Source organism: Syntrophomonas sp. UBA5494 (genome assembly GCF_002426325.1).
The window spans coordinates 409-21594 of sequence record NZ_DIPG01000057.1 but is presented as its reverse complement, the minus strand read 5'-3'; the positions used below and the strand labels follow the sequence as shown (position 1 = coordinate 21594).

At 52.0% G+C, this 21186-nt stretch carries 13 protein-coding genes, 1 pseudogene and 1 riboswitch; of the genes and pseudogenes, 5 read left to right on the top strand and 9 right to left on the bottom strand.

Translation table 11 applies throughout. The annotated features are described in order from the left end of the window. A pseudogene (locus B3W37_RS06720) lies at positions 1–533 on the bottom strand (lysine 2,3-aminomutase); the annotation flags it as partial. 109 nt (positions 534–642) lie between these two features. Then, positions 643–770: riboswitch (cyclic di-AMP (ydaO/yuaA leader) on the bottom strand. A gap of 265 nt (positions 771–1035) precedes the next feature. Here B3W37_RS06720 and B3W37_RS06715 point away from each other — a divergent pair. Then, positions 1036–1731 (top strand): response regulator transcription factor, encoded by a 696-nt coding sequence (locus tag B3W37_RS06715; RefSeq protein ID WP_481039672.1) that lies wholly within the window; start codon positions 1036–1038, stop codon positions 1729–1731. Next, positions 1703–3112, top strand: a complete 1410-nt coding sequence (locus B3W37_RS06710; protein ID WP_483171701.1) for a sensor histidine kinase — start codon at positions 1703–1705, stop codon at positions 3110–3112. The genes B3W37_RS06715 and B3W37_RS06710 overlap by 29 nt, the downstream gene beginning before the upstream one ends. Here B3W37_RS06710 and B3W37_RS06705 read toward each other — a convergent pair. The 3 genes from B3W37_RS06705 to B3W37_RS06695 form a co-directional block, all read right to left on the bottom strand. Next, positions 3041–3559, bottom strand: coding sequence for a nucleoside-triphosphatase (locus tag B3W37_RS06705; RefSeq protein WP_483171700.1), 519 nt, complete (start codon positions 3557–3559; stop codon positions 3041–3043). The genes B3W37_RS06710 and B3W37_RS06705 overlap by 72 nt on opposite strands. Before the next feature lie 15 nt (positions 3560–3574). Then, positions 3575–4177, bottom strand: coding sequence for a hypothetical protein (locus B3W37_RS06700; RefSeq protein WP_483175149.1), 603 nt, complete (start codon positions 4175–4177; stop codon positions 3575–3577). A gap of 371 nt (positions 4178–4548) precedes the next feature. Beyond that, positions 4549–5115, bottom strand: a complete 567-nt coding sequence (locus tag B3W37_RS06695; protein WP_481039678.1) for a nucleotidyltransferase family protein — start codon at positions 5113–5115, stop codon at positions 4549–4551. Positions 5116–5367: 252 nt separating this feature from the next. Here B3W37_RS06695 and B3W37_RS06690 point away from each other — a divergent pair, with 252 nt between their 5' ends. Together B3W37_RS06690 and B3W37_RS06685 are read left to right on the top strand one after the other, a co-directional pair. Continuing rightward, positions 5368–6165, top strand: a complete 798-nt coding sequence (locus B3W37_RS06690) for a hypothetical protein (RefSeq protein WP_483171697.1) — start codon at positions 5368–5370, stop codon at positions 6163–6165. A gap of 2 nt (positions 6166–6167) precedes the next feature. After that, positions 6168–7019, top strand: coding sequence for a DUF6544 family protein (locus B3W37_RS06685; protein WP_483175148.1), 852 nt, complete (start codon positions 6168–6170; stop codon positions 7017–7019). Between the two features lie 235 nt (positions 7020–7254). Here B3W37_RS06685 and B3W37_RS06680 read toward each other — a convergent pair whose 3' ends face one another. Further along, positions 7255–7866: a YjgB family protein gene (locus B3W37_RS06680; protein ID WP_483171695.1), complete on the bottom strand. Its 612-nt coding sequence runs from the start codon at positions 7864–7866 to the stop codon at positions 7255–7257. A 152-nt stretch (positions 7867–8018) separates the two neighbouring features. Further along, positions 8019–8759, bottom strand: a complete 741-nt coding sequence (locus B3W37_RS06675) for an ABC transporter permease (protein WP_481039686.1) — start codon at positions 8757–8759, stop codon at positions 8019–8021. Between the two features lie 232 nt (positions 8760–8991). Between B3W37_RS06675 and B3W37_RS06670 the strand changes: the two genes are divergently transcribed. Beyond that, positions 8992–10104 carry a putative sulfate/molybdate transporter gene (locus B3W37_RS06670; RefSeq protein WP_483175147.1) on the top strand — a complete coding sequence of 371 codons (1113 nt, stop codon included), beginning with the start codon at positions 8992–8994 and terminating at the stop codon, positions 10102–10104. Positions 10105–10388: 284 nt separating this feature from the next. On the opposite strand, the gene B3W37_RS06665 is transcribed toward B3W37_RS06670, so the two are convergent. The 3 genes from B3W37_RS06665 to B3W37_RS06655 all read right to left on the bottom strand — a co-directional run bounded on the left by B3W37_RS06665 (position 10389) and on the right by B3W37_RS06655 (position 20876). Then, positions 10389–17795 (bottom strand): InlB B-repeat-containing protein, encoded by a 7407-nt coding sequence (locus B3W37_RS06665; RefSeq protein WP_483175146.1) that lies wholly within the window; start codon positions 17793–17795, stop codon positions 10389–10391. A gap of 287 nt (positions 17796–18082) precedes the next feature. Then, on the bottom strand, positions 18083–19225 hold the full coding sequence (locus tag B3W37_RS06660; RefSeq protein ID WP_483171691.1) for a response regulator: 1143 nt from the start codon (positions 19223–19225) through the stop codon (positions 18083–18085). After that, positions 19200–20876 (bottom strand): sensor histidine kinase, encoded by a 1677-nt coding sequence (locus tag B3W37_RS06655; protein ID WP_483171690.1) that lies wholly within the window; start codon positions 20874–20876, stop codon positions 19200–19202. Before B3W37_RS06655 ends, B3W37_RS06660 begins: the two co-directional genes overlap by 26 nt. Positions 20877–21186: the final 310 nt, after the last annotated feature.

The window sequence follows — 21186 nt, the reverse complement described above, 5'->3', positions numbered from 1 at the left end:
CTTCTCTGGCAATGACGGCAGTACATGGCACACTGGTTGGTGACATTGATGATCAGCCGGTCGGGGTATCTGCGGGTAACGCATGGCGCTGGTGAAGTCAAGGCTTCATTCATGGGATCCAGGCTGCCCCCGGGCAGGAGTTCGCGGAGATCGGGAACGGCCTGGCGATAAATCGGGCTGTTTTCATAATCTTCGTCCACCAGGCTGAGGTAGTAAGGAGAAATGGCCCAGCGGTAGACCTGGCTGACCCGGTCGATTCTCCTCATCTCCAGTTGGGTCAGGCCCAGAATTTGTCCCAGTATCCTGCTGTCCCGGATACGGTGCTTGAGCTGCCATTTCCAATTAGACCAATCCTGATCAGTTCCTCCGATCACAGCCTGGATCTGTAATCTGCGCCTGGCAATCCCGGCTTGTATGGTTTTTTCATCTGGTAATTGACTTAGAAATTGCTGGTAAGGCTGGGCATCGTCACTTAGTTGGCGGCTTCTTAATAAGGACTGATGACGGTTGTTGATATCCCCTGTTTCTCTCATGCTGGCACTCCTTTCTTCAGGGTTTTGGCAGGAATGGTCACATTAGAAAAGGGCCGAGACTTAAAACGACCAAAGGAAGGCCTTTGGTCAGAAGAAGAGTATTAACCTCGGGTTCCCTTTCAGCGCTTACGAGGTTAGCTGTCGGGTTCGGGGAAAGGGTCCCCTACCGATGACGGATTCACCCCAAATGATGGTTCCCCCGTTCTCCTGTTCCAGGAAATTCAGCGCAGGCTTTTGCTCATTTGTTTGCGCCTATAGACTTGATTCCTCCCTCAGCCCTAACCCTAGGGCATTTGTTTCGCCATGTCCCAACGATGTATATATATATTATATACTATATATTAAACTTAAAATGTGGCAAAATTCCGGCAGCGGTTATATAAATCATCTGCTGCTCATTTCTGCAGAAATCGACATGCTTAATATATTTTTGCCACATTAATAGGATATGCTTTAATAAATGGCTTGCTACATCAACCGTCGGTTTTTTAGGGAGCGTACCATGCAAACTATATTTATAGTTGATGATGAAGAGAATATCCGCCTGCTCATCAGCAAATACCTGCAAAACGAAGGCTATCAGGTGGAGTCCTTCAACAGCATAGAAGAGCTGCGCAAGCGATTGGATTCAGGCTATCCTGACATGTTCATCCTGGATATCATGCTGCCCGGCCAGGACGGTCTGGAGTTCTGCAAGGAGATTCGCCAGCACAGCAGAGCCCCGGTTATCTTTATTTCGGCTCGCCGGCAGGCTCTGGACCGCATTATCGGCCTGGAGATCGGCGGCGACGACTATCTCCCCAAGCCATTCAGCCCGCGCGAACTGATGGCCCGGGTGCGTTCCGTCTTGCGCCGCACCCTGCCTCACCAGCAGCCATCCGGCTGCAGTGAGTGCGGTAATATGAAGCTGTTCCCCGTGGACCGGCTGATACTGGTGAACGGTAAAACCCTGAAGGTTACCACCAGGGAGTTCGATTTGATAGCCTTATTAATGCAGCATCCCCAGCGCACCTTTAACCGTCAGGAACTGCTGAACCGGGTGTGGGGCTATGACTATATGGGCAGTGAACGGGCGGTAGATGATACGGTCAAACGGCTGCGCAAGAAATTGAGGGCCAGCGGTTCCGATACTACTATCAAAACCATTTGGGGTTACGGGTATAGATTAGATGGGCAGATTAAAAAGCATTTCGAGTAGGATTGTAATCAGTTATCTATTGGTGGTTTTAATAACTTTTACCATGACCACTATGGCATTTTATCCGATCCTTTTCGGAGTATTGGAAAACCGGGCCCAGATAGGCTTGGAAAGACAGGCCTGGGAGATCGCCTTTATCGTTGAAAGCCGGCAATCCGGGGCGCTTTCCCATGAGGCCGATCTTCCTACAACCATACTCCTTTTAGGCCGTTCCGTAGAAAGCAATTACATGCTGGTCGGCCCTGACAACAGGATCACCTTCAGCAGCCACCCCGAGGATTTTCAGGTTGGACAGCAGTTATCGGACCTGCCCCATCCTTTGCGCGACCGGGAAACCGTTGATAAGACCAGTGCCAATATTTACCGTACCGAACAATACCTGTCAGTCGAGACCCCCATCGGGATCAATCCTGAAATCAACGGCACGGTGATAACTTTTGTGGCCCTGCAGAGCCTGCGCAACATGTATCTGAACACGCTTTACCTGGTGTTCGGCAACCTATTCATCGCCTTGGTCAGCGCCCTGGTGATCGCCTATTTTCTGATCGGCTATATCGCAAGGCCTTTAAAAAACCTGGAACTTTACGCTGAGGCCATGGGTAACCGGCAGTTTGACATAAAGCTGGAGACCAGATCCAGTGACGAGCTGTCCAATCTGGCGGTTGCCTTTAATCAGATGGCAGAACGGCTGAAAAGCTATGATGAGAGCATGCGCCACTTTTTTCAAAATGCCTCTCATGAGATGAAGACTCCTTTAATGAACATCAACGGCTATGCCGAGGGGATAAGAGACGGTATTTTTGAAGGCCCGGCTCTGGAAAATGCCATGGATATCATTCATAAAGAGAGCCTGCGGCTGCGGGACATCGTTGAAAATATGATCGACATCACTATTCTGGAACAACCGCACCGCAACTATTTCCTGCCCCATTGCCTCGCTTACATAGTGGAAAACGCCCTGGATTCAGTGGGAGGCTACGCTCTGGACCGCAAGGTCCTGATCACTGCGGATATACCGGAAGATGCCATTGTAGTAGGGGATTGGGATCGCCTGCAGAGCCTGTTCATTAACCTGCTCTCCAACGCGGTTCGCCACGCCCAGCAGTCGGTTGCCATAAGCTCCTATATAACCTCAGCGGGAGAACAGGTCCTGGTCAGGGTACAGGACGATGGCAGCGGTTTCAGTGCCGAAGACCTCACCCACGCTTTCGAATACTTCTACACCCGGGCGGAAGGCTCAGGCCTGGGCCTGGCCATTGCCCGCAAAATCGTTGACGAGCACGGGGGTGAAATCAGGCTGGAAAATGACTCAGACCGGGGGGGCGGAGTGGTGAAAGTCGTCCTCCCCAGCGTCAGTGACGATGCAGCAGGCCTGGTTTAAACCGCTTAAAACCGGCGCCAGGCATTGATCGCGAACCCCGATGAAAAGATGTTTATCCGAATTCAATAAACGCTGGAAAACCCGCCAGAATCCACGGCCTTCAAGTTCTATAGGTCCGATTTCATCCAGGAAGATATATTTGAGGTTGTCATCATCAAGCATTTCTTCGAGAACCTTTTCTCCGAATTCAAAAGCGGCTCCGGAAAACACATAGGGTCCAAAGCTAAAGCACTCCTCAAATTGGTCCCGATAATAATCATTCAATAAAGCCAAGAGGCGTTTTTCTCCGTTGGAAAGCCTGGTCAGCTCATAGCCCACAAATGTGGATCCCTTGTAAAGCTTGCGGCTGATCAGGCCGTCAGCCTTGCGGCGGTGGCAATCATGATAATAGGCTGCCATGCGGGTGCTCTTTCCTGAATTAATGGGTCCGCAAATGATAAATACCATACGGATGCCCCGGTGTTATACCAGTCTCTGCACACCCAGTGCTATCAACAAGGCCAGGCAGGCATAGGCCGGCTTGATCTCCACAGATTTAACTCTGATGGCAAAGGGCTTGGAAAGAAAAGCATAGATTAACAGGCTGTTGATCAAACTCTCCCACAGCAGGAATTTCAAGGCCACGGCCGGGCCGTTGGTGACCAGCCCCGCCGGCAGTCCCAACTGTGAGATTATATACTGATCGCACAGGAAAACCGCGCGCCATAACAGAGGCATCGCCAGCACCTCCAGATAGCTCAGCTTTTTTTCGGGCACACTGCGGTAATGCATTATCAGCCCGACCGCCAAGCCTTCCAGGATAATAGCCACCGCCGGATTGACAACGAATATGGGCGTAAGTCCGGGCAGGAACAGGTCGGTGAGTTTAATCGCAGCCGCTACTGCGGCGGCATAGAAAACAGCCCACATCTTCCCGCCGGCATCGTAAGCCTTTTTCATGAAAAAGAAAGCTACCGGGAACATCAGCAAACCGGGCAGGCCTGGAATAGGCAGGGCCGCAAGATGTATCACATAGCCCAGTGTAGCCTCGGTCAGGCCCCAAACAGAGCCCCAGAACAGAATCACCCAGGATAACCTTTTAATAGCGCTCAGCTCCTTTAAAGTAAATAAACCGGTTCTGCAACCACGATGTGCGGCGATAAGTGCTGCCAAAACGGATCCGGTCCGAAGTTGGCCGGCTTATGCCCAGATCCGGCAGCAGCAGGCTGGATGGTCAGCTTTTATAGAATAGTTATGCCGCTTAATATTTCCTCATTCATGGAGTATTGCTGCAAGGCGGTAAATAATTGTTCTTCGGGATGGCCGGGAAAAGCTGCAGGGCCAGGATGAAAAAGGCGGAAAGATACTGATAGGTTGGTCATAAGGCGGGCGCCTGATTTTTAGCCGGAAATGGCGTTAACTATGAATATCCTGCCGGCGGAAAAGTGCCATCCAGGTCAGTGCAGGAACCGGCGCTGAATTTGCCGGTAGTCTTCCATTGTATCGATGTCCATGAGTATGCCGGGACAGTCCACCTCGGCAAAAACACAACCCTGTGCTGTGATGAATTGGTTGAGGCTGGGGAATTTCCCCTGCAGGATCGGAGCTATCAGAGTGCTGTGCATCAAGACTGGATGCCCGGGCCGGTTCTGGTAGCTCGGCACCACGATAGGGGCATCGATCTGCAGCATTTGTTTAAATACCTGTGGGGTCACGCACGGGCAGTCGCCGGGCATGAAGAAGAACCGGGAGGCTTTTATATGCACCAGGCCGGCCTTCACTGAAGAAAACATGCCCTTTTCATAACTGGGATTGAAGACCATCTCAACATTGCTGTATTGGCCCAGTAATTTTTCCAGGCTCTCCCGATAATGGCCCACCACCACATAAACCGTACTGCAAAAGGCCAGCATGCTTTCCAGGCTTCTTGCCAGCACGGCTTTGCCGCCCAAATCCAGTTCCAGTTTATTCAGCTCACCGGTGCGCTGTGATTTCCCTGCTGCGGCTATTACGCCTTCAATCACCTGTTTTCCCCCCCGGGTCTATATATGGTTCTATTATCCATACTAAACAATACTTGTAAATAATAGTTCTCCACCAAGGTCCCGCTATCCTCTCCAGAATCAGGTCTAATTTGAGAATACATCACCGTTCAGACCGTGGTGCCATAGGCCCCGGCATATACAGAAATATACTGCACATACTGATAAACAGCAGGGATTTTACGAGCAGTCAGCGAATTTTGCTAGAGTTTATCAAAACAGAGGAGGTACGTTATGGTCGACCCCGGTAAAGGACGGCTGACTGCCATCCTTATGCTCATCCTGTCGCTGCTGGCGTTAGGGGCGGCATCGACTGGCCTGCTTCATCCGCAAATCTATTGGGAGGCCTTGGCGGAGAGCTTACTGCCCGGCGCCTTTTCTCAGGATGTGATTTCGATCCCGGCAGCCGTCATCCTGGCCTTGATGTCGTCTCAATTCCTGAAAAGGCAGCGCTATAAGAGCTTCATCATCATGCTGGGCTTAAGCGCCTATTTCTTTTATGCCTATGGCTTATTCACGATTAGCGGTAATTTTAATCAGCTCTATCCTCTATACTTGCTGATCTTTGCCCTGGCTATATACAGTCTTATACTGGGGCTGAGCAGCTTCAAGCCCGCTGCGGTGTGCCAGACTCAGCTGCCCAATTGGATGCGAAAAACCATCGCCGGTTTTCTCATACTGATTATAGCGGTATTTGTGCCCTTATGGCTGTCGATTCTCATACCCGGAGCTGCCCGGCAGGTACGTCCGGATACCTATGCGGTACTGGTTTTGGATCTGGCCGTAGTGATGCCGGCACTGGGAGTTACGGCTTATATGCTGTTGCGCAAAATCCCCTTCGGCAACATTCTGGCCGGGGTGGCCTTGCTGAAATGCCTGACCCTGATCTTTTCAGTGGCTCTGGGTACAGCGGTTGCCCCCATCTACGGCCTGCCTCTGGACTACCCCATGCTGGGGGTTTATTGCCTGGTAGTCTTGTTTAGCCTGGTTTTAGGCACCTTCTATATGCTCAATTTGATACGGAGATGTTAAAGATGGACAAAAAACTGATTATAATCGTGCTTATCGTAGTAGCGGCCCTTGCCCTGCTTTATTTATCGCAGGAGATCCGCCGCACCTACAAAAAAGAGGTTTTAAACGGACTCGGCCGGGTGCAAGGCGCTGATCTGTCTTTACTTACAGAATCCGATATTCAGCATTTGCCGGAGATAGTACAGAAATATCTGGCTTATACCGGAGTAATCGGTAAGCCCAAAGTACAAAACTACCGCATTGTCCTGGAGGCGGAGATGAAGACCGACCCCCGGAAGCCCTGGACCCCGGTAATTTTTGAGCAATACAACTTCCTAGATCAGCCTACCCGCCTGTTTCTGGTCAGGATGAACATGTCCGGCCTGCCGGTTATCGGTCTGGATTCTTATATCAACACCAAAGGCAACATGCTGATCAAAGCGGCCGGGCTGATCAAGGTATCTGATATTGGAGGAGAGTTCATGGATCGGGCCGAAGCGGCGACGCTCTTCAACGATATGTGCCTGGTGGCCCCGGCCAGCCTGACCGATCCCCGCATAGAATGGGAAAACATAGATGATTTAACTGTTAAGGCTATCTTCACCGACGGCCCCAACCGGGTTTCGGCCTGGCTCTACTTCAATGATATCGGGCAGCTGGTCAACTTCGTCACCGATGACCGCTCCTATACCACCATGGACGGAAAGAACATGCAGGTGCGCTGGTCGACCCCGGTAGGCAATTATCGTGAAATCAGCGGGATGAGGATCTCCACTTCCGGAGCAGCCACCTGGCACCTTCCTGAAGGTGATTATACCTACGGCAAGATCAAGAATATCCGGGAACTGGAATACAACCTGGAGAGTTATAAGTAAAGACAAACCAGAAGCTGTTGAAGTTATAACCACGCAGCCAATGCTGCGATGTGAAAGTAGATAAACAGGTAAGGGGCATGGTTGATTTATACATGCCCCAGTGTTTAGTCCAGCCGGCCTGGGCGTCGCCCTTCAGACCCAGTTACTGCTGCCGCAATTAATTGCGGGTCTTGAATTTCGCAGTTGGGCTGCAGTTGCTGGATTTTGGAACTTATGAATCCCCAGTTTCCTGACGCTACCACTGGCGGCCGGGATCATCCGCCATCATATTAACGGTTCCAGCCGGATAAAAAACATTGATATGATCAACTGCGGGCTCAGACCGCCCGTCTGCGGGAGGGTTGAAAACGAACTCCAACCGGTAATCCCCAGCCTGATAACCGAACATCTGCTGACTGCCCAGAGTACGGAACATAACCGGCTCGCCCAGAACTTCCTTCACATCCCCTGAAGCCAGCTTTTGCACCTCGCCGGCAGAGGTTCGCACTTCAAATACCTGCATGCCTTTATTGAATCCAAAAACAATTTTGCGGTCAGCATAAGTGGCATAAGTACCTTTGGCCGCACCAACATACTGCAGTTGGGCAGGCTCTCCCCAGGTCTTCTCGATGTCGTCAAAGGTGGTGGATTTGACTGCAAAATCGCAGTTTATTACCTTGCCCGCCTGTGCAGACCGGGCGATCTCTTGCAAGAGGGCGGTTTCTTCCCGGGTGGGAGACGCGGGAGCAACCGGGGTATTACCCGGTTCTGCGGCCTGCGGCGGAGCAGACTGCCCGGGAGTTTGGCATCCAGCCATAGCCATCATGGCCATAACCAGAGCCAAGACCAGTATTGGCTTGATGTTCATTAATAATTGCCTCCTGTCCATTGAAAGGATATTAATATTATTATGGTTGGTTTAACTCTATTTACGCCTATCTAAGGAGGTGTCTTGCGGGATGGCGGAACAGAATGGATGGCAATAGCCGGCAGTACTGGCATAAGAATACAGCGGTCCCGTTATCTCCAGGAGCAGATCTTTCTTTCCAGATAGTCGATAGATACAAACAGGCAAAATCCTATAAAACTGAGAACCACGATTCCGGCATACATGTCCAGATAATTGACCCTGAGCCAGGAATCCATAATGAAAAAACCCATGCCGTACTGAGTGCCAAAGGTTTCGGTAAAGAAAAGTATGGAGATGGCTGTGCCCAGAGCCAGGCGGGTGGCGGTCAATACCTCAGGAAGTGCGGCCGGGGCCACTATTTCGGTGAAAATCTGCAGCCTGCCGGCTCCCAGCGATTGCAGGGAATAGAAGGTTTGAGCAGGTATGTCTTTCACCGCATCGCGAGCGGTGATGATGATCTGGAAAATAATGATCAACACGATCATGATGATTTTGGAGGCTTCCCCTAAACCGAATAAGACCATTATAATAGGGAGAAGCGCAATTTTGGGGATGGGGTAGGCAAAATACATCAAGGGGGAAAAAATCCTATCCCATTTATCAAAATACCCCATCAAGAAACCCAGCGGAACTCCGATCAGGATCGAGATAGCCATGCCTTCCAAAATCCGGCTTAAACTATAAACCACATGGATGGCCATCTTGGTCCTGAATATCTCTCCAATTTGAATAAAGACATCCACCGGGCTGGGGATGATGGGCAGATCGACCATGAGGGCCAACAGATACCAGGCCAGCATCAGAATCAAGCCGCCAGACAAAGCCCCTCGCCATTTCTCTTGTGAAAACATATTTACTCACCCACGGATGATTTTAATATATCACGCTGCATAAAACCAGATTATTCGCAAATTAATAACACAATAAGCCAGGGCTTCTTCATCTAATGCCAATTTGCCAATAGAGTATAACCGCCTTATGAACAGCAGCAGACTTGGCCCCGTCTTTTCTCGCTCCCTTGAGCATAGGCGTGATATAATCTAAAAGACATCCGGATCATATGCATGCAAGCGGGGCAGTAAGATGATGTTGCCAAAAGCAAGAAATCTCAGCGGAGATCTGTCGGGTTCGATCGGGGACCTGGGCACATTTCTTCCTTATGTGATCGGGGCTATCACCGTAGCCAGCCTGGACGTGACCAGCGTCCTGGCGATGTTCGGTCTGATGTACCTTTTCACTGCCTGGTTCTACCGTCTGCCGGTGCCGGTTCAGCCCATGAAAGTGATCGGCGCGGCCATCATCATCCATCATTTTAGCGCCTTTGAAATCGCCGCCGCCGGTATCCTGACCGGCGCCGTACTGCTGCTCGTCGGCCTGACCGGACTGATCGAAAAAATAGCCGGGCTGACGCCTCTCTCAGTAACTATGGGCATTCAGACCGGGCTGGGCATCAGCCTGGCCATGCTGGGCATCAAGATGGCCGGCAGCGACTGGATACTAGGCCTGCCTATTTTGCTGGTGATACTACTGCTGATGAATAACCGCTATTTTCCGGCCTCCATCGTTGCCTTGATCGGGGGAACCGCCTTATCACTGCTGTTACATCCGGAAATAAACCTCCCCGTTTTGAATTGGCAACTAAACCTGCCCCATCCGATCTGGCCGGCTTGGGCCGACTTCAACCGGGGATTCTGGCAGGGAACCCTCCCCCAACTGCCTTTGACCCTTACCAACTCGGTACTGGTGACCACTTATCTGGCCAGCCAGCTATTCCCGGATGCTTCTCAGCAGGTCAATAATAAAAACCTGTGTCTCACCCTGGGGATCGGCAACCTGATTGGCGCCCCCCTGGGGATGATCCCAATATGTCACGGCAGCGGCGGGTTGGCGGCCCATTATCGGTTCGGAGCCAGGAGCGGGTACACCCTGGTTTTCATCGGGCTTTTGCTGCTGTTCATCGGTCTGTTCCTGGGCGCCTCAGGCCTGCAGATCCTGCAGCTCATTCCCCAGGCGGTACTGGGGGGGATGCTCTTCTATAGCGGGCTGGATTTGATCAAACCCATCAAGACCGAGGATAATAAGGAAATGTTCGTATTCGCCGCCGTGGTGGTATTGAGCATCGCTCTCAATCCGGCCATAGGATTCGCGGCGGGAATCGCTATGTTCCTGTTCTTTAAAAAATGCCAAATCGATTGATAGACTCTTTATTTGCACTTCTGATACCAAGCCGTTTTCTAACCCCGATTCAAATCTCCTAGTGCAATCATTGCTGCGCTCCCTCTTTTCTTCTTCCGGTTGGCGCCTTTTCGCCTGAGACCCGGGTATAGGCTCCTAGTGCAGATATAGCAGGAATTCACAACCTGAACTCCCTGTATTGGGCATAATCCTCCGCTTATCCTGCTAAATATCTATCCCGGCCAAAAAGCCCTCCCATCAACTTCCTTGGGAGGGCTTTGGAGGACTAGCTGCGCTCTGTTTCCTTAGTTAATCAAGTTCCAAATTACGGTCATGGCTTCAGCCCGGGTGGTATTACCCTGCGGCCTGAAGCTGCTGTCCGGATAACCGTTCATGATACCGTTCTGTACTGCTGCTGACACGCTGCCTTTAGCCCAGGAGGAAATCGTGTTACTGTCGGTAAAGGCAGCCTGTGCCGGGCCTTGATCCAGTTTAGCGGCCTTCACCGCCATCACCGCCATCTGCTCCCTGGTGATCGAATCATCAGGACCGAAATGGTTCTCATCATAACCGCCGACTATGCCATGGGACTCGGCAATAGCCACTATGTCTCTGGACCAGTGTGTGGCGGTATCGGCAAATACCCTGCCGTCCCCTGCGTTCTGAAGCTGCAGGGCTTTCACCAGCAGTGCGGCGAATTCCGCCCGGGTGATGCTCTGCTCCGGTCTAAAGGCGCCGTCCCCGTAACCCTGAGCTATGCCCTGCCCCGCCAGTGTCTCAATGGTTTCTTGGGCCCAGTGCCGGCTGATATCGCTGAATACCGGGGAAGACGGCTGGGGTTGAACAGGAGCCGCTTCTTTCGCCATAACAGCGAAAACTGTGAAATGGTCGACAGTTACGGTTATAGTGTTTCCGGCTACGGTTCCGCCCAGTTCAATCCAGGTAGAGGTCGACCTGTCATAGAAATACACCACCGGGGTGCTGCCGGCGGGAACCTGTCCAGGATCGAAACTGAAGGTCAGGCTGACCGGTTTATTAAAGGTGTAGGAGCTGTGGCCTCCCACGGTGACTTCAAAGGCCTGGCCCAGGAATATGAATCCCCCCGGCTCCTGAGGCAAGGACCCAGCCTGGCTTATCTCCACATTTACCCTGGCGCTGCCCTGCAGGGCGCCATCCGGTATATTTAGGGAGACTTCACTGCCCAGGCTGATCTCTCCGCCGGCCGATGGACTTACAAATGCCGCGCCGGTGTCGGTTTCCACCCGGGCGGCCGGAGCCAGGGAACCGCCGCCCCCGCCTCCGCCACCCCCGCCGGTGGCGCGGTTTTTAAATGTTACATAGACATCTTCACCAGAGGCCAGACTATCAATGGTAAAGGTAAGTTTGTCATTGGAAAGGGTTCCGTTATCAATTCCGCTCCATTCATCGACTGTCTTGCCGCTGTCAGGGTCTGCGCTGAATACCACCCGGCTGCCCTCGGTTACAGTGTCGCCGCTGCTGATGGGCGCTCCCTCTGCAGTTGCGCTTAGGCTGCCCCCGCTTCCAGCTCCAAAGTATACCACATATAGCTGCAGCTCCGGATCTTCCGGCTTTAACTCGAAGAATACTCTGATATACTCAGGTTTGTCGAGGCCGTCGATAATATAGGTCTGAATATCGCTGCCAGATTCCGGCTGCCCGCTGACCTCAAACAGTCCGCGGAACCAGCTTTGCACCCGATAACCTTCCGCCGGCTGGGCGGTGAAGATTAAGGTAGCTCCGCCTGATTGGTCGCTGTCCGAGGTGATATCAGCACTGTCTGCAGTGGCGGTAATGGTGCCGTTGCCCTCCGCAACGAAGATCACGTTATAGTACTGCTGTTCGAAATCGGCTGTCACTTCGGTATCCTGCACCATTGTAAAGCTGTAGGATTCTCCGGTCTGGTCTTCCAGGAGGACCCCGTCCGCATACCAGGCGGTGAGCAAGTATCCGGCCGGAGGCGATGCAGTCACGGTTACAGTTTTGTCGCCCTGTACCAAATCATCATCCAGCTCGGCGCCAGCCACAGAAGCTGTCAGGTTTTCTCCCAGGGTCAAGATATAATACTCACGTTCAAATTCAACTTCAACAAAGCCTCCGTTGCTCACTGTCAGCTCATAGGTATCGTTGCCGCCTGCCAGCTGCTCCCCATTGCGCCTCCATTCCTTGACCTGATAGCCTTCATCGGGTATGGCGGTAAATGTCACTTCAGTGCCGTCAGCCACCTCTGTGCCGCTTAAAATCTCTCCATCGGCACTTGATGCTGAAACGGAGCCCTGGCCGATGGCGGCGAATGTCAGGGGGTTTATACCCGCTTCGAATTCCACTGTGATCTCATGGTTGGCTTGAATAGCGGCGATACTATATACGGGATCGGCGCCGGCAATCGCGCTGCCGTCTATCGTCCATTCCTTCACGGTATAGCCGGCTTCAGGCACAGCAGTAAAGACTACCTGGCTGTCCTGCAAGATATCCTCCCCACTGCTGTATGGTTCGCTCACCCCGGCGTAGGTGGCCAGGGCGTTGATAGTGCCGTTCTCCCCGCCTTCTTCATCCGGAAGGGTATCGATCACCCAATAATCCACCCAATAGCTATTGGTGGATTCGAACTCCACGGTCACGGTGACGCTTGACTGAAGATCCTCCAGTATATAGGTCTCGCTTAACAACGGGGATTCTCCGCTGTCATCCATAATGACCGCAGAGCCCAGTTTCCACTGTTTGACCCGGTAGCCGTCCGGCGGATAGGCGGTGAAGAGCACATCTGCGTATCCCCTGACCCGGTCGCCGCTTAAGATAGGCTCTCCGTCTACCTCGGCAGTCAAGGCATCGGCGCCATGGCCAATAGCTCCAAAATTCACCTGATAGGTGATGGCATCGATAAATACCACTTCAACATCAAGTGCTTCCTGAATATTGGCCGCAGTGTAGACCGGGCTGCTGCCCTGCACCACCTGTCCGTTGACGATCCACTCCTTGATCATGGTGTTGGCGTCGTCAGGGGTTGCGGTGAATACCACCTCACTGCCTTTAGTGACCAGATCGCCGCTCTCCAGGGCTGATCCGCCGGTGACTTCAGCGGTGACCTGCCCGTCGCCGGTGGCTGCATAGCCCACTGCCACATATTCCGCCGGGGTGAAGGTCACTTTCAGGTCAGTATCTTGAGTTATGGTGTGAAAATAACTATTCTGCTTATAGTCGTTGACTACGCTGTTATTCACTTTCCATTGATCCACCATAAAGCCGTCATCCGGTGCGGCCAGGAAGTTTACTACCGTCTGCGCCGGCAGCACCGCTCCCGAGCCCACGTTCAGACTGCCGATCCGTGCGGTCAGGACGCCGTTGTCACCGGCGCTGTAAGTCAGATCGCACATGTCGGGCACAAAATAAACCTCGATCTGAAGAACAGTACTCAGGCTGTTGAAAGTAATATATGCCGAGGTGTCGTAGGCCTGGTCTTTCATCAACTCGATGCCGTTGACCACCCATTTCTCCACCCGGTAGCCGGCATCAGGCACGGCGCTGAAGCGCACATGGGCTCCGGCAGCGATATCATAACCGCTGTTGTAATCTTCATCCAGGACCCTCCAATTGTTGACCTCGGCCAGGACTGAGCCGTTGGAGATCCCGTGAAATCTGATATTGTACTTGGGGCCCTCGATATTCACGGCGCCTTTGCTTACACTCAAGACCTCATAATTATTTCCCGCCTGGGTGATATTGCCGATGAATACATCATAGACCCCGGCCGGTGAACTGCTGTTGACTGTATACAGGTACTCGACTGTAAAGACAGTATCCAGAGAATCCTCTAGCTTCATCTCACCGCTGGTCAGTTCCAGGGCAAAAGGCTCTAAGGGATCTCCCTGGTTTAGCATCTGATCCTTCACCTTCACTGCGATCTGGGCTTTGTTGACAGTGATGCTCTTGGTCACCTTCAGTACCGTGGCGCCCAGGGTGGCGGTGGCATCCAGTTGGTAAGTTCCCGCCCGGGCTGCGGTCAGCTGCCATTTGGGATTGCTTCCTTCCGATTTTACAACGGCCAATCCTTCCGCATCCGAAGAAACGAACTCCACTTCATCAACTAACAACGTTTTCATGCTTCCATTCTGCCACGCGGTTGCGCTCAGATTGACCACATCCCCGTAAGTCAGGGTGTTGTTTTCGATTCCAGTGATCCTGAGCCCCGAGGCGGCAGCCGCGCTGCTGTCAACACAGGTAAAACTGCTGGTGGGCGAAGTGCTCTTATGATAATTACCGTCTCCCAGGTAGACGGCCACGATGTCATAGCTGCCATAGAAGTTCGGTGACCAGCTTATCTCGGCCCCATTTCCATTTGCCACTGCTGCTTCTATGATTGTCAGTACCGGGTCGGGATACTCTATCTGCGCCCCCTCTTCGCCTTCGGTCACTTCCGGATCCGGATAAAAGGTAAGCAGGAAATTTATCTTGCCGGTGGGCGGTATGGAAGCATCGATATTATCCAGGGTTGCCGTTACAGTCAACGGTGTATTGATATCGCCATACCCGTCGGATGGGTCCAAACTGAGCAATACCGCCAGGTTATTCTTGTTCACCGTCAGGGTTACAGCCTGTGAATAAATGGTGATAGGCTTATCTTTTACATATTGGGAAACTGCACAGCGATAACGGCCGGCATCTGCTTTACTCACCCCGTTGATGGCCAACAGGTTATTGCCGGCGCCTTCAACCGACTGCCATTTGCCATCCACATAGCGCTGCCACTGGTAAAAGATGCGGTCGGAGACAGAAGCACTGGGCGCCGGCTGGGCGATGACCTGGAATACCGCCCGGCTGCCGGCGGCGACCTCCACTGATTCAGGCTGCTGGGTAATGATCGGCGCATCGGAGGTGGGATTGGTCCGGGCAACGCATTCCGGTCCCAATACGCTTTCAGTAACCTGGCTGCCGTAGCCGGCCCCTATGGACTGGATTTTGTAGCGGTAGTTGGTATAAGGCTGCAGGCCGGTGTCGGTATAGGTGGTTGTACCGACCGGTATTTCATCCCCAATCTTGTAATATCCGGCCAGGTCTCCTTCAAAATCATAGTAACGGTAGAGTTGATAACCGCTTACATGGGGATCGACATTGTCCCACCTTAGTGTAACACTGTTTTCAGTGGAGCTCTGCATCTCCAGATTCTGGGGCAGCAAGGGCGGCCTGCGCACCTGGCTCACTGCATAAGTTACCACCGGGAAACTCTGCTTTTCACTTATATAAGGATAGGCCACCAGCTTCCAGGCGTAATTATATCCATGATCTTCGGCCTCCAGCGGCATATTGAGCAGAGTCGCGGTATAGCCCACATTTTTAATGGTAGTCTCAGCCCAGCCTCCCCCGCCGCCGATACTGTAAGTCACCCCGGCAGTGGCTCCCACTGCTCCCCCGCCAACGCGGCCGGACAATTCAGCTGAGAAGGTATGGGAATCGGTATCGGTTTCTGTAATTTCTATATTTTGTGTGATATAGGCGTTGCCGAAGCCCACTGTTGAAAACAGCTCATATTCAATGGGGTCTTTCACCTTAAACATACCGAGGCTGCTGCTATGATAAGTTTCAGGTCTTCCCAGGGTATGCTTAAACAGCTCGCCGCCGATGCGGGGCAGGCCCGGTTCGCGGCTGGCAATCTCATCGTATCTATCGGCGGGAATCACCACGTAAGCCGCCTCGTAGGGGAAGCATTGATTCATGGTGGTCCAGTAGCCGCCTTTGCCGCCTACCCCGGGACACCAAACTTCATACATAAAGACATCCATGGGAATGGCATATACAGCCACACTGTCCTGGCCTCCGAAGGTACCGTAAGATATAGCGGTGGTAACTTCCGTTTCATGAGAGGTGTCCCAGGTATAGCCGGCACTGAATTCTGTTTCATACTCAGCCTGGGCGATCTTAAAGCCAAAAATAGAAACTTCCGATTCCAGGCTGGCATAGGCGCCGGCTTTGACCGAAACATTGCCGTGGGTTTCTGAACCGCCTCCTTCACCGGAAGTAATCTCAGTTGTACTGCCACCGATGTAGCTCTCACCGCCGTCCAGGTGTTCCAGGTCTCCGAAATAGGGCGGCGAGGCCAAGGCGGCCAGTACGGTAGGAAACGAATATTGCAGGTCATGGCCGGTGTATCTGATGATCACAGTGTCATCATCGGTATTGGGAGCTGCCAGGGCCGCACACGTGGTGCTGCTGTCCAGTTCCGTCACGCTGCTTGGACTGCCGTAGGTGGCGATCTCAAAGCCTCCGCTGTCCCAGGATTGGCTGGCTGAATTCCAGTTCAGCTTTTCCCGCAAGATTTTCAACTGCTCGAACTGATAGCTGTTGCCGTCGAAATTTCCGCTGACAATCCCGTAGTCTGCATAGTTTGGACCTGTATACATCCCGCCCTCGCCTTCATAAACATCATCCAGTTCATCGATGATGATGCCATCGATATAGGTGTAGGCTCCTTTAGTTGTAAGAGGATCTTTGCCTAGAAGATCAACACATGCCAGGGTGGTCAATTTATTCTCGTTAATATTGAGGACGTTGAACAATTCAGCACTGCCCAGGTCCATTCTCCCGTAAACCTCTTGAAAATCCCAGCGTCCGACAGCGCCGTCATAGCGATAGCCCAAAACCACCCGGGAAACCTCACGTTGACCGTTAGTATTGACTCTGCTTCCGGCCACCACCAGCTCCATCTGCCCGTCATCGCTGTCACCCTGCACATTCCCGATGGCAGCCGCGGCGTTGTTAATACGGCTGGTATAATAGTCTTTGCCATTATCCTCGCCCCTGGAGAGATGGTTAAAAACGTGGGGGCTGGCCAGGGAAAAGTTCTGGCTTTTGAAAATATAGATGTGTCCGGTATATTCACTATAGACCTGCTCAGTACCGGGTCCGTTGTAGCTCACTATCAGATCCGCCAGATTGTCGCCGGTAATGTCCCCTGAGGTCATATATACGAATTCAGAAAACCCCGGCAAGGAGAAAGTCTGTTCCGGCTCGTCCTGAATGACCCCGTCAACGATCTGATAGAGAGCCAGACGGGGATCATCCGCATCAGGCACATACACAACGATCTCACTGACGCCGTCATTGTCGAAGTCCCCGGCGACCAGGGTAAGAAAGCTGTGCTGGTTGCGGTAATCCGTAATCAGGGGGGTCCCGGCTTCGCTGTTAGAGAATACCAGGATCTGGTTGCTTGCCGGGCCGGCCAGGTCGTCTATGGGGTCGACAATCGACAGGTACAACTCACCATTGTTGGCTTCCCGGTAATATAGTTCGGCAACGGCGTGGGGTTTGCCCACGTCGTTTAAATCCAGGGCCACCGATTTGACATATTTATTGTCATTCTCATCCGCAACGGTCTCGGTAACGGTTTGGGCCAGGTTATTGTCACCTATCAGAGACCTCTTGACCGCGCCGACTGATTGTGGGGGCTGCCCGGGATCAACCGCCACTTCCATCGTACCTATCTCCGTAATGTAGGTCTCGGAGACCGGGTTTACAGAAACATTCTTGCTGTTATAAGGCTGGCTTTCCGCGCGCTGGTCATAGTTTTCCAAATCCTCGCTGCTGGTGCTCAGACCCAGATCGGAATACACATCCGCGTAAGCCAACTGCCCCGATATCAGCGGCACTGCCGCCAACGCCATTATCAACGCCACTACAATTCCCAAAACCGTCTTTCTCATGCTCTCCCCCGCTTTCTAGCTTCTTATCCCTGAGATTGCATTTTTTGCTAATTTCCGCGCCAATCTACCAGGATGATAACAAGGCGGCCTTAAAAAATCTTAAATATTTTCCATAATTCGGGTATAATACAATTCCGGTGCTGTTGCATTTGAAGTTCGGCTAAGGCAGCCTGGAACGGGGTTCGGCATGATGTTATTTGGGGACCGCAAGCTCAGAATATAGCTTCAGGATTCCGGGGTAGGCAATAATATGGGGATGGGGGGCAGACAAAGCAGGCGTGGAAAGTCTAGGCTTTACGGATCCAATGATAATAGCGGGTGTATTTTTCCGGGGGCTCCTCAAGCAGTTCCCGCTTCAGCATATCGGTGTATTGTTCATAAATCAGGATGTAGTCCTGTTTTTTATCATTTTTAATATAGACATCCAGAAGCAGAGTAAACCCCTCTTCCGAAATGGGATTGCGGGCAACCAGTTCCAGCAGGACTGTTTCCGCAGGCTGATAATCAGAATTACCCAGATAAAACCGGGCCAACCCCAAAGCGATGCGTTCGTACTCCAGTTCTACAATGTTGGCGGTTTGTTCCGCCCAGTCATAATCTACATCCTGCAGGTAGCCGCCCCGGCAGGACTGCAGCACGGCTGCGGCAGCCCGGGCATTACCGGAGTTGATCACCGCATTGCTGCGCGCAAAACTCATAAAATCGGTGTAGTCACATGTCCCCGGGGCTATGTCCAGAATCATGTTATCCTGGAAGCGCAGGCGCTCCCCCTTTGGATCGATATCCCGCAGCAGGCGGCGAAAATTATGGATGGTCACATAAAGATTGTTCTGCGCTTTTTTGTCCATAACTCCGTTGAAGATGGCTGATGCCAAGTCTTTGTGCGATACCGGGGCCGCTTCCAAATCGATCAAATACATTAAAAGGTCTTTTACCCTGCGGGTACCCCACCTGATCTGATCCTGGCCTGAGACCGTCATGCTAAAATTCCCGAAACATTTTATACGGATAGCTCCATTGTTAGACCTGCTGCCGGCTTGCAGCAGCCCGACCTGTTTTCGGATTTGTTTCACGGCGGCATCCATTTGCGACTCCTGGATCGGTTTCAATAGATAATCCAGGGGATGGACCTGGAACGACTCCAGGGCATAGGCACTGTAGGCGGTGACAAAAACGATGATCATGTCTGCGTTGATAGTACGCATTTTTCGAGCGGTTTCCAGACCATTGCTATAGGGCAGGTCGATATCCAGGAAGACCGCATCGGGAAGCGCAAGATCCCCGGCCGGTCTTTGCTGTAAATACTCAATAGCCTGCCGCGGATCGGTGAAAGCGCCCATGACTTCCACATCCGCATATTTGCCCAGCAAATACCCCAGTTCATCCAGGATGGGCGGCTCATCGTCAACCAGTAGCACTTTGATGACCATCTACCTCCTTGTACGGAATCTCCAGGTATACCTCGCACCCACCTTCCGGGGGGCTTAAAAACTGCAGCTGACTGCCATAGAGGTTGTTTAAACGGCGGTTTATATTGGCGATACCGATGCCCCGGCGAATTAGGTTTGAATCCTGGCTGTCCATTCCGCAGCCGTCATCCCGGACTCCGATGCGCACCATATCTCCGCTCCGCTGTGTATACACTGCCACAGTTCCTGAATCCTGCAGGCGCAAACCATGGGTCAGAGCGTTTTCTACCAAAGGCTGCAGGGTCAGCGGAGGGATAAGAAAATTATCGGTTTCGATGAGATAATTGACCCGAAATCCATCTCCGAAGCGGGCCTGTTGCAAGGCGACATAGGCTTTAACCATTTCCAATTCCTGCTCTATAGTTATCAGTTCGATGTTGGTATAGTCAAAGTGGCCGCGTAAATAGCTGCTGAAATTAACCAGGAGCTGACGCGAACGGTCGGGATCGGTGCGGGAAATCGAAATGATGGCGCTTAAAGCGTTATGTATGAAATGGGGTCTGATCTGTTCTTTCAAAGCATATAATTCCAATTGCTGCGCTTCTTTAAAATTACGGGCTATTATGACACACTCCACCAGAATAATAACTCCAAACACCAGCCCGCTGCCTGAAAGAACCTGGTAGGCCAGTGAACTGTCGGCCATTACGTCGAATAAAAACAGAACCACGACGGAACTCAAAAGTATCAGCAGCGCGGCAGATCCCGGTCTGTTTTCCAGAACTGCCCTGATCAGCGCAATAATTACCACCAATACTATCAAGGCCATTAACATGTCAAAAACTATACCGGCATCGCTCTGCATCACTCCGGGAGCTGCTGCGACACATAGAAAGAGCCCTAAAGTATAAATCAACAGGGCCGGACTAAACCAACGGGGCAATAGCCGGGGATAAATCGCAGCTATGGAAGCCGGGCCCAACAACTGAATAAGAAGGCCTGATGCATAGTCCATTTGGCTAAACCTGATCAGGGACATTTGCGGAAGCAAGTCGGCGATCAAAACCTCTTGAATAATCATAACCCGCATCATTGTGGTGAAACCAAACAGACCCAGGAGCAGGAGGTCTGTTCTGCCCGGCACCAGAAGCCAAAAAACCAATAATAATATGGATATGGTCAGAAGGCCTCCCACCATCAGATAGTCAATAACTGACTCCCAATCATCAGTGTGCCCCGGGGCATCATAATACTCCAAGACCAGCGGCCATTGCAAAAGGCCTCTGGTGTCATACTGGTTGGCGGTTTGCAGGATAATATCGAAACTGTCTTTGTCTGTAGAAAAATGAACGCGCTGAGATCGGTAAGCGGATATAGGCGCTGTGAGGTCATCACTCAATTTACCGTTGGCAGCCAACAGGCGGTCGTCAACATATAGCCGGTAGGCCGCGCATAATGGGCCTAAGCGCATGGTATAGCCGCTGTCAGTGGGTGCGTTGATGACCCGAATGCGGTAGGTTGCGGTATTATACTCAGGCAGAGGCTGCCCGTAGGCATCCACCTTTTTAAATAATGAGTACGGCAGCGGAAAAAGCGTGAAATTCCCGGTCCCGCTGTTGATTGCGGCTCCGTCCGCAAGCTGATCCGCATATAATTCCCACTCACCGGACATATGGAAGCTGGGGTACCCAGCGGCAGACCAACCGCCAAGGTCCAAAACACCTCCATTTATTCCCGGTACTCTATACTGGGCTGATGTATGGCCGATGTACTGGGCGGTGAACAGCAACAGGGCAGGCAGCAGGAGGAATATAACTTTTAGAGTACCATGCTTATTCATAAAATTCTGACCTTACAACAGCAAATAATATAACGAATAAGTACTTTTTCGCTGACAAAACCTGATTATCCTGTAAATTTATATGAAGATTTCGAGCAAAAAACATATGAGGAGCATGAAGGGGGACGTTTCGTTTGTATTA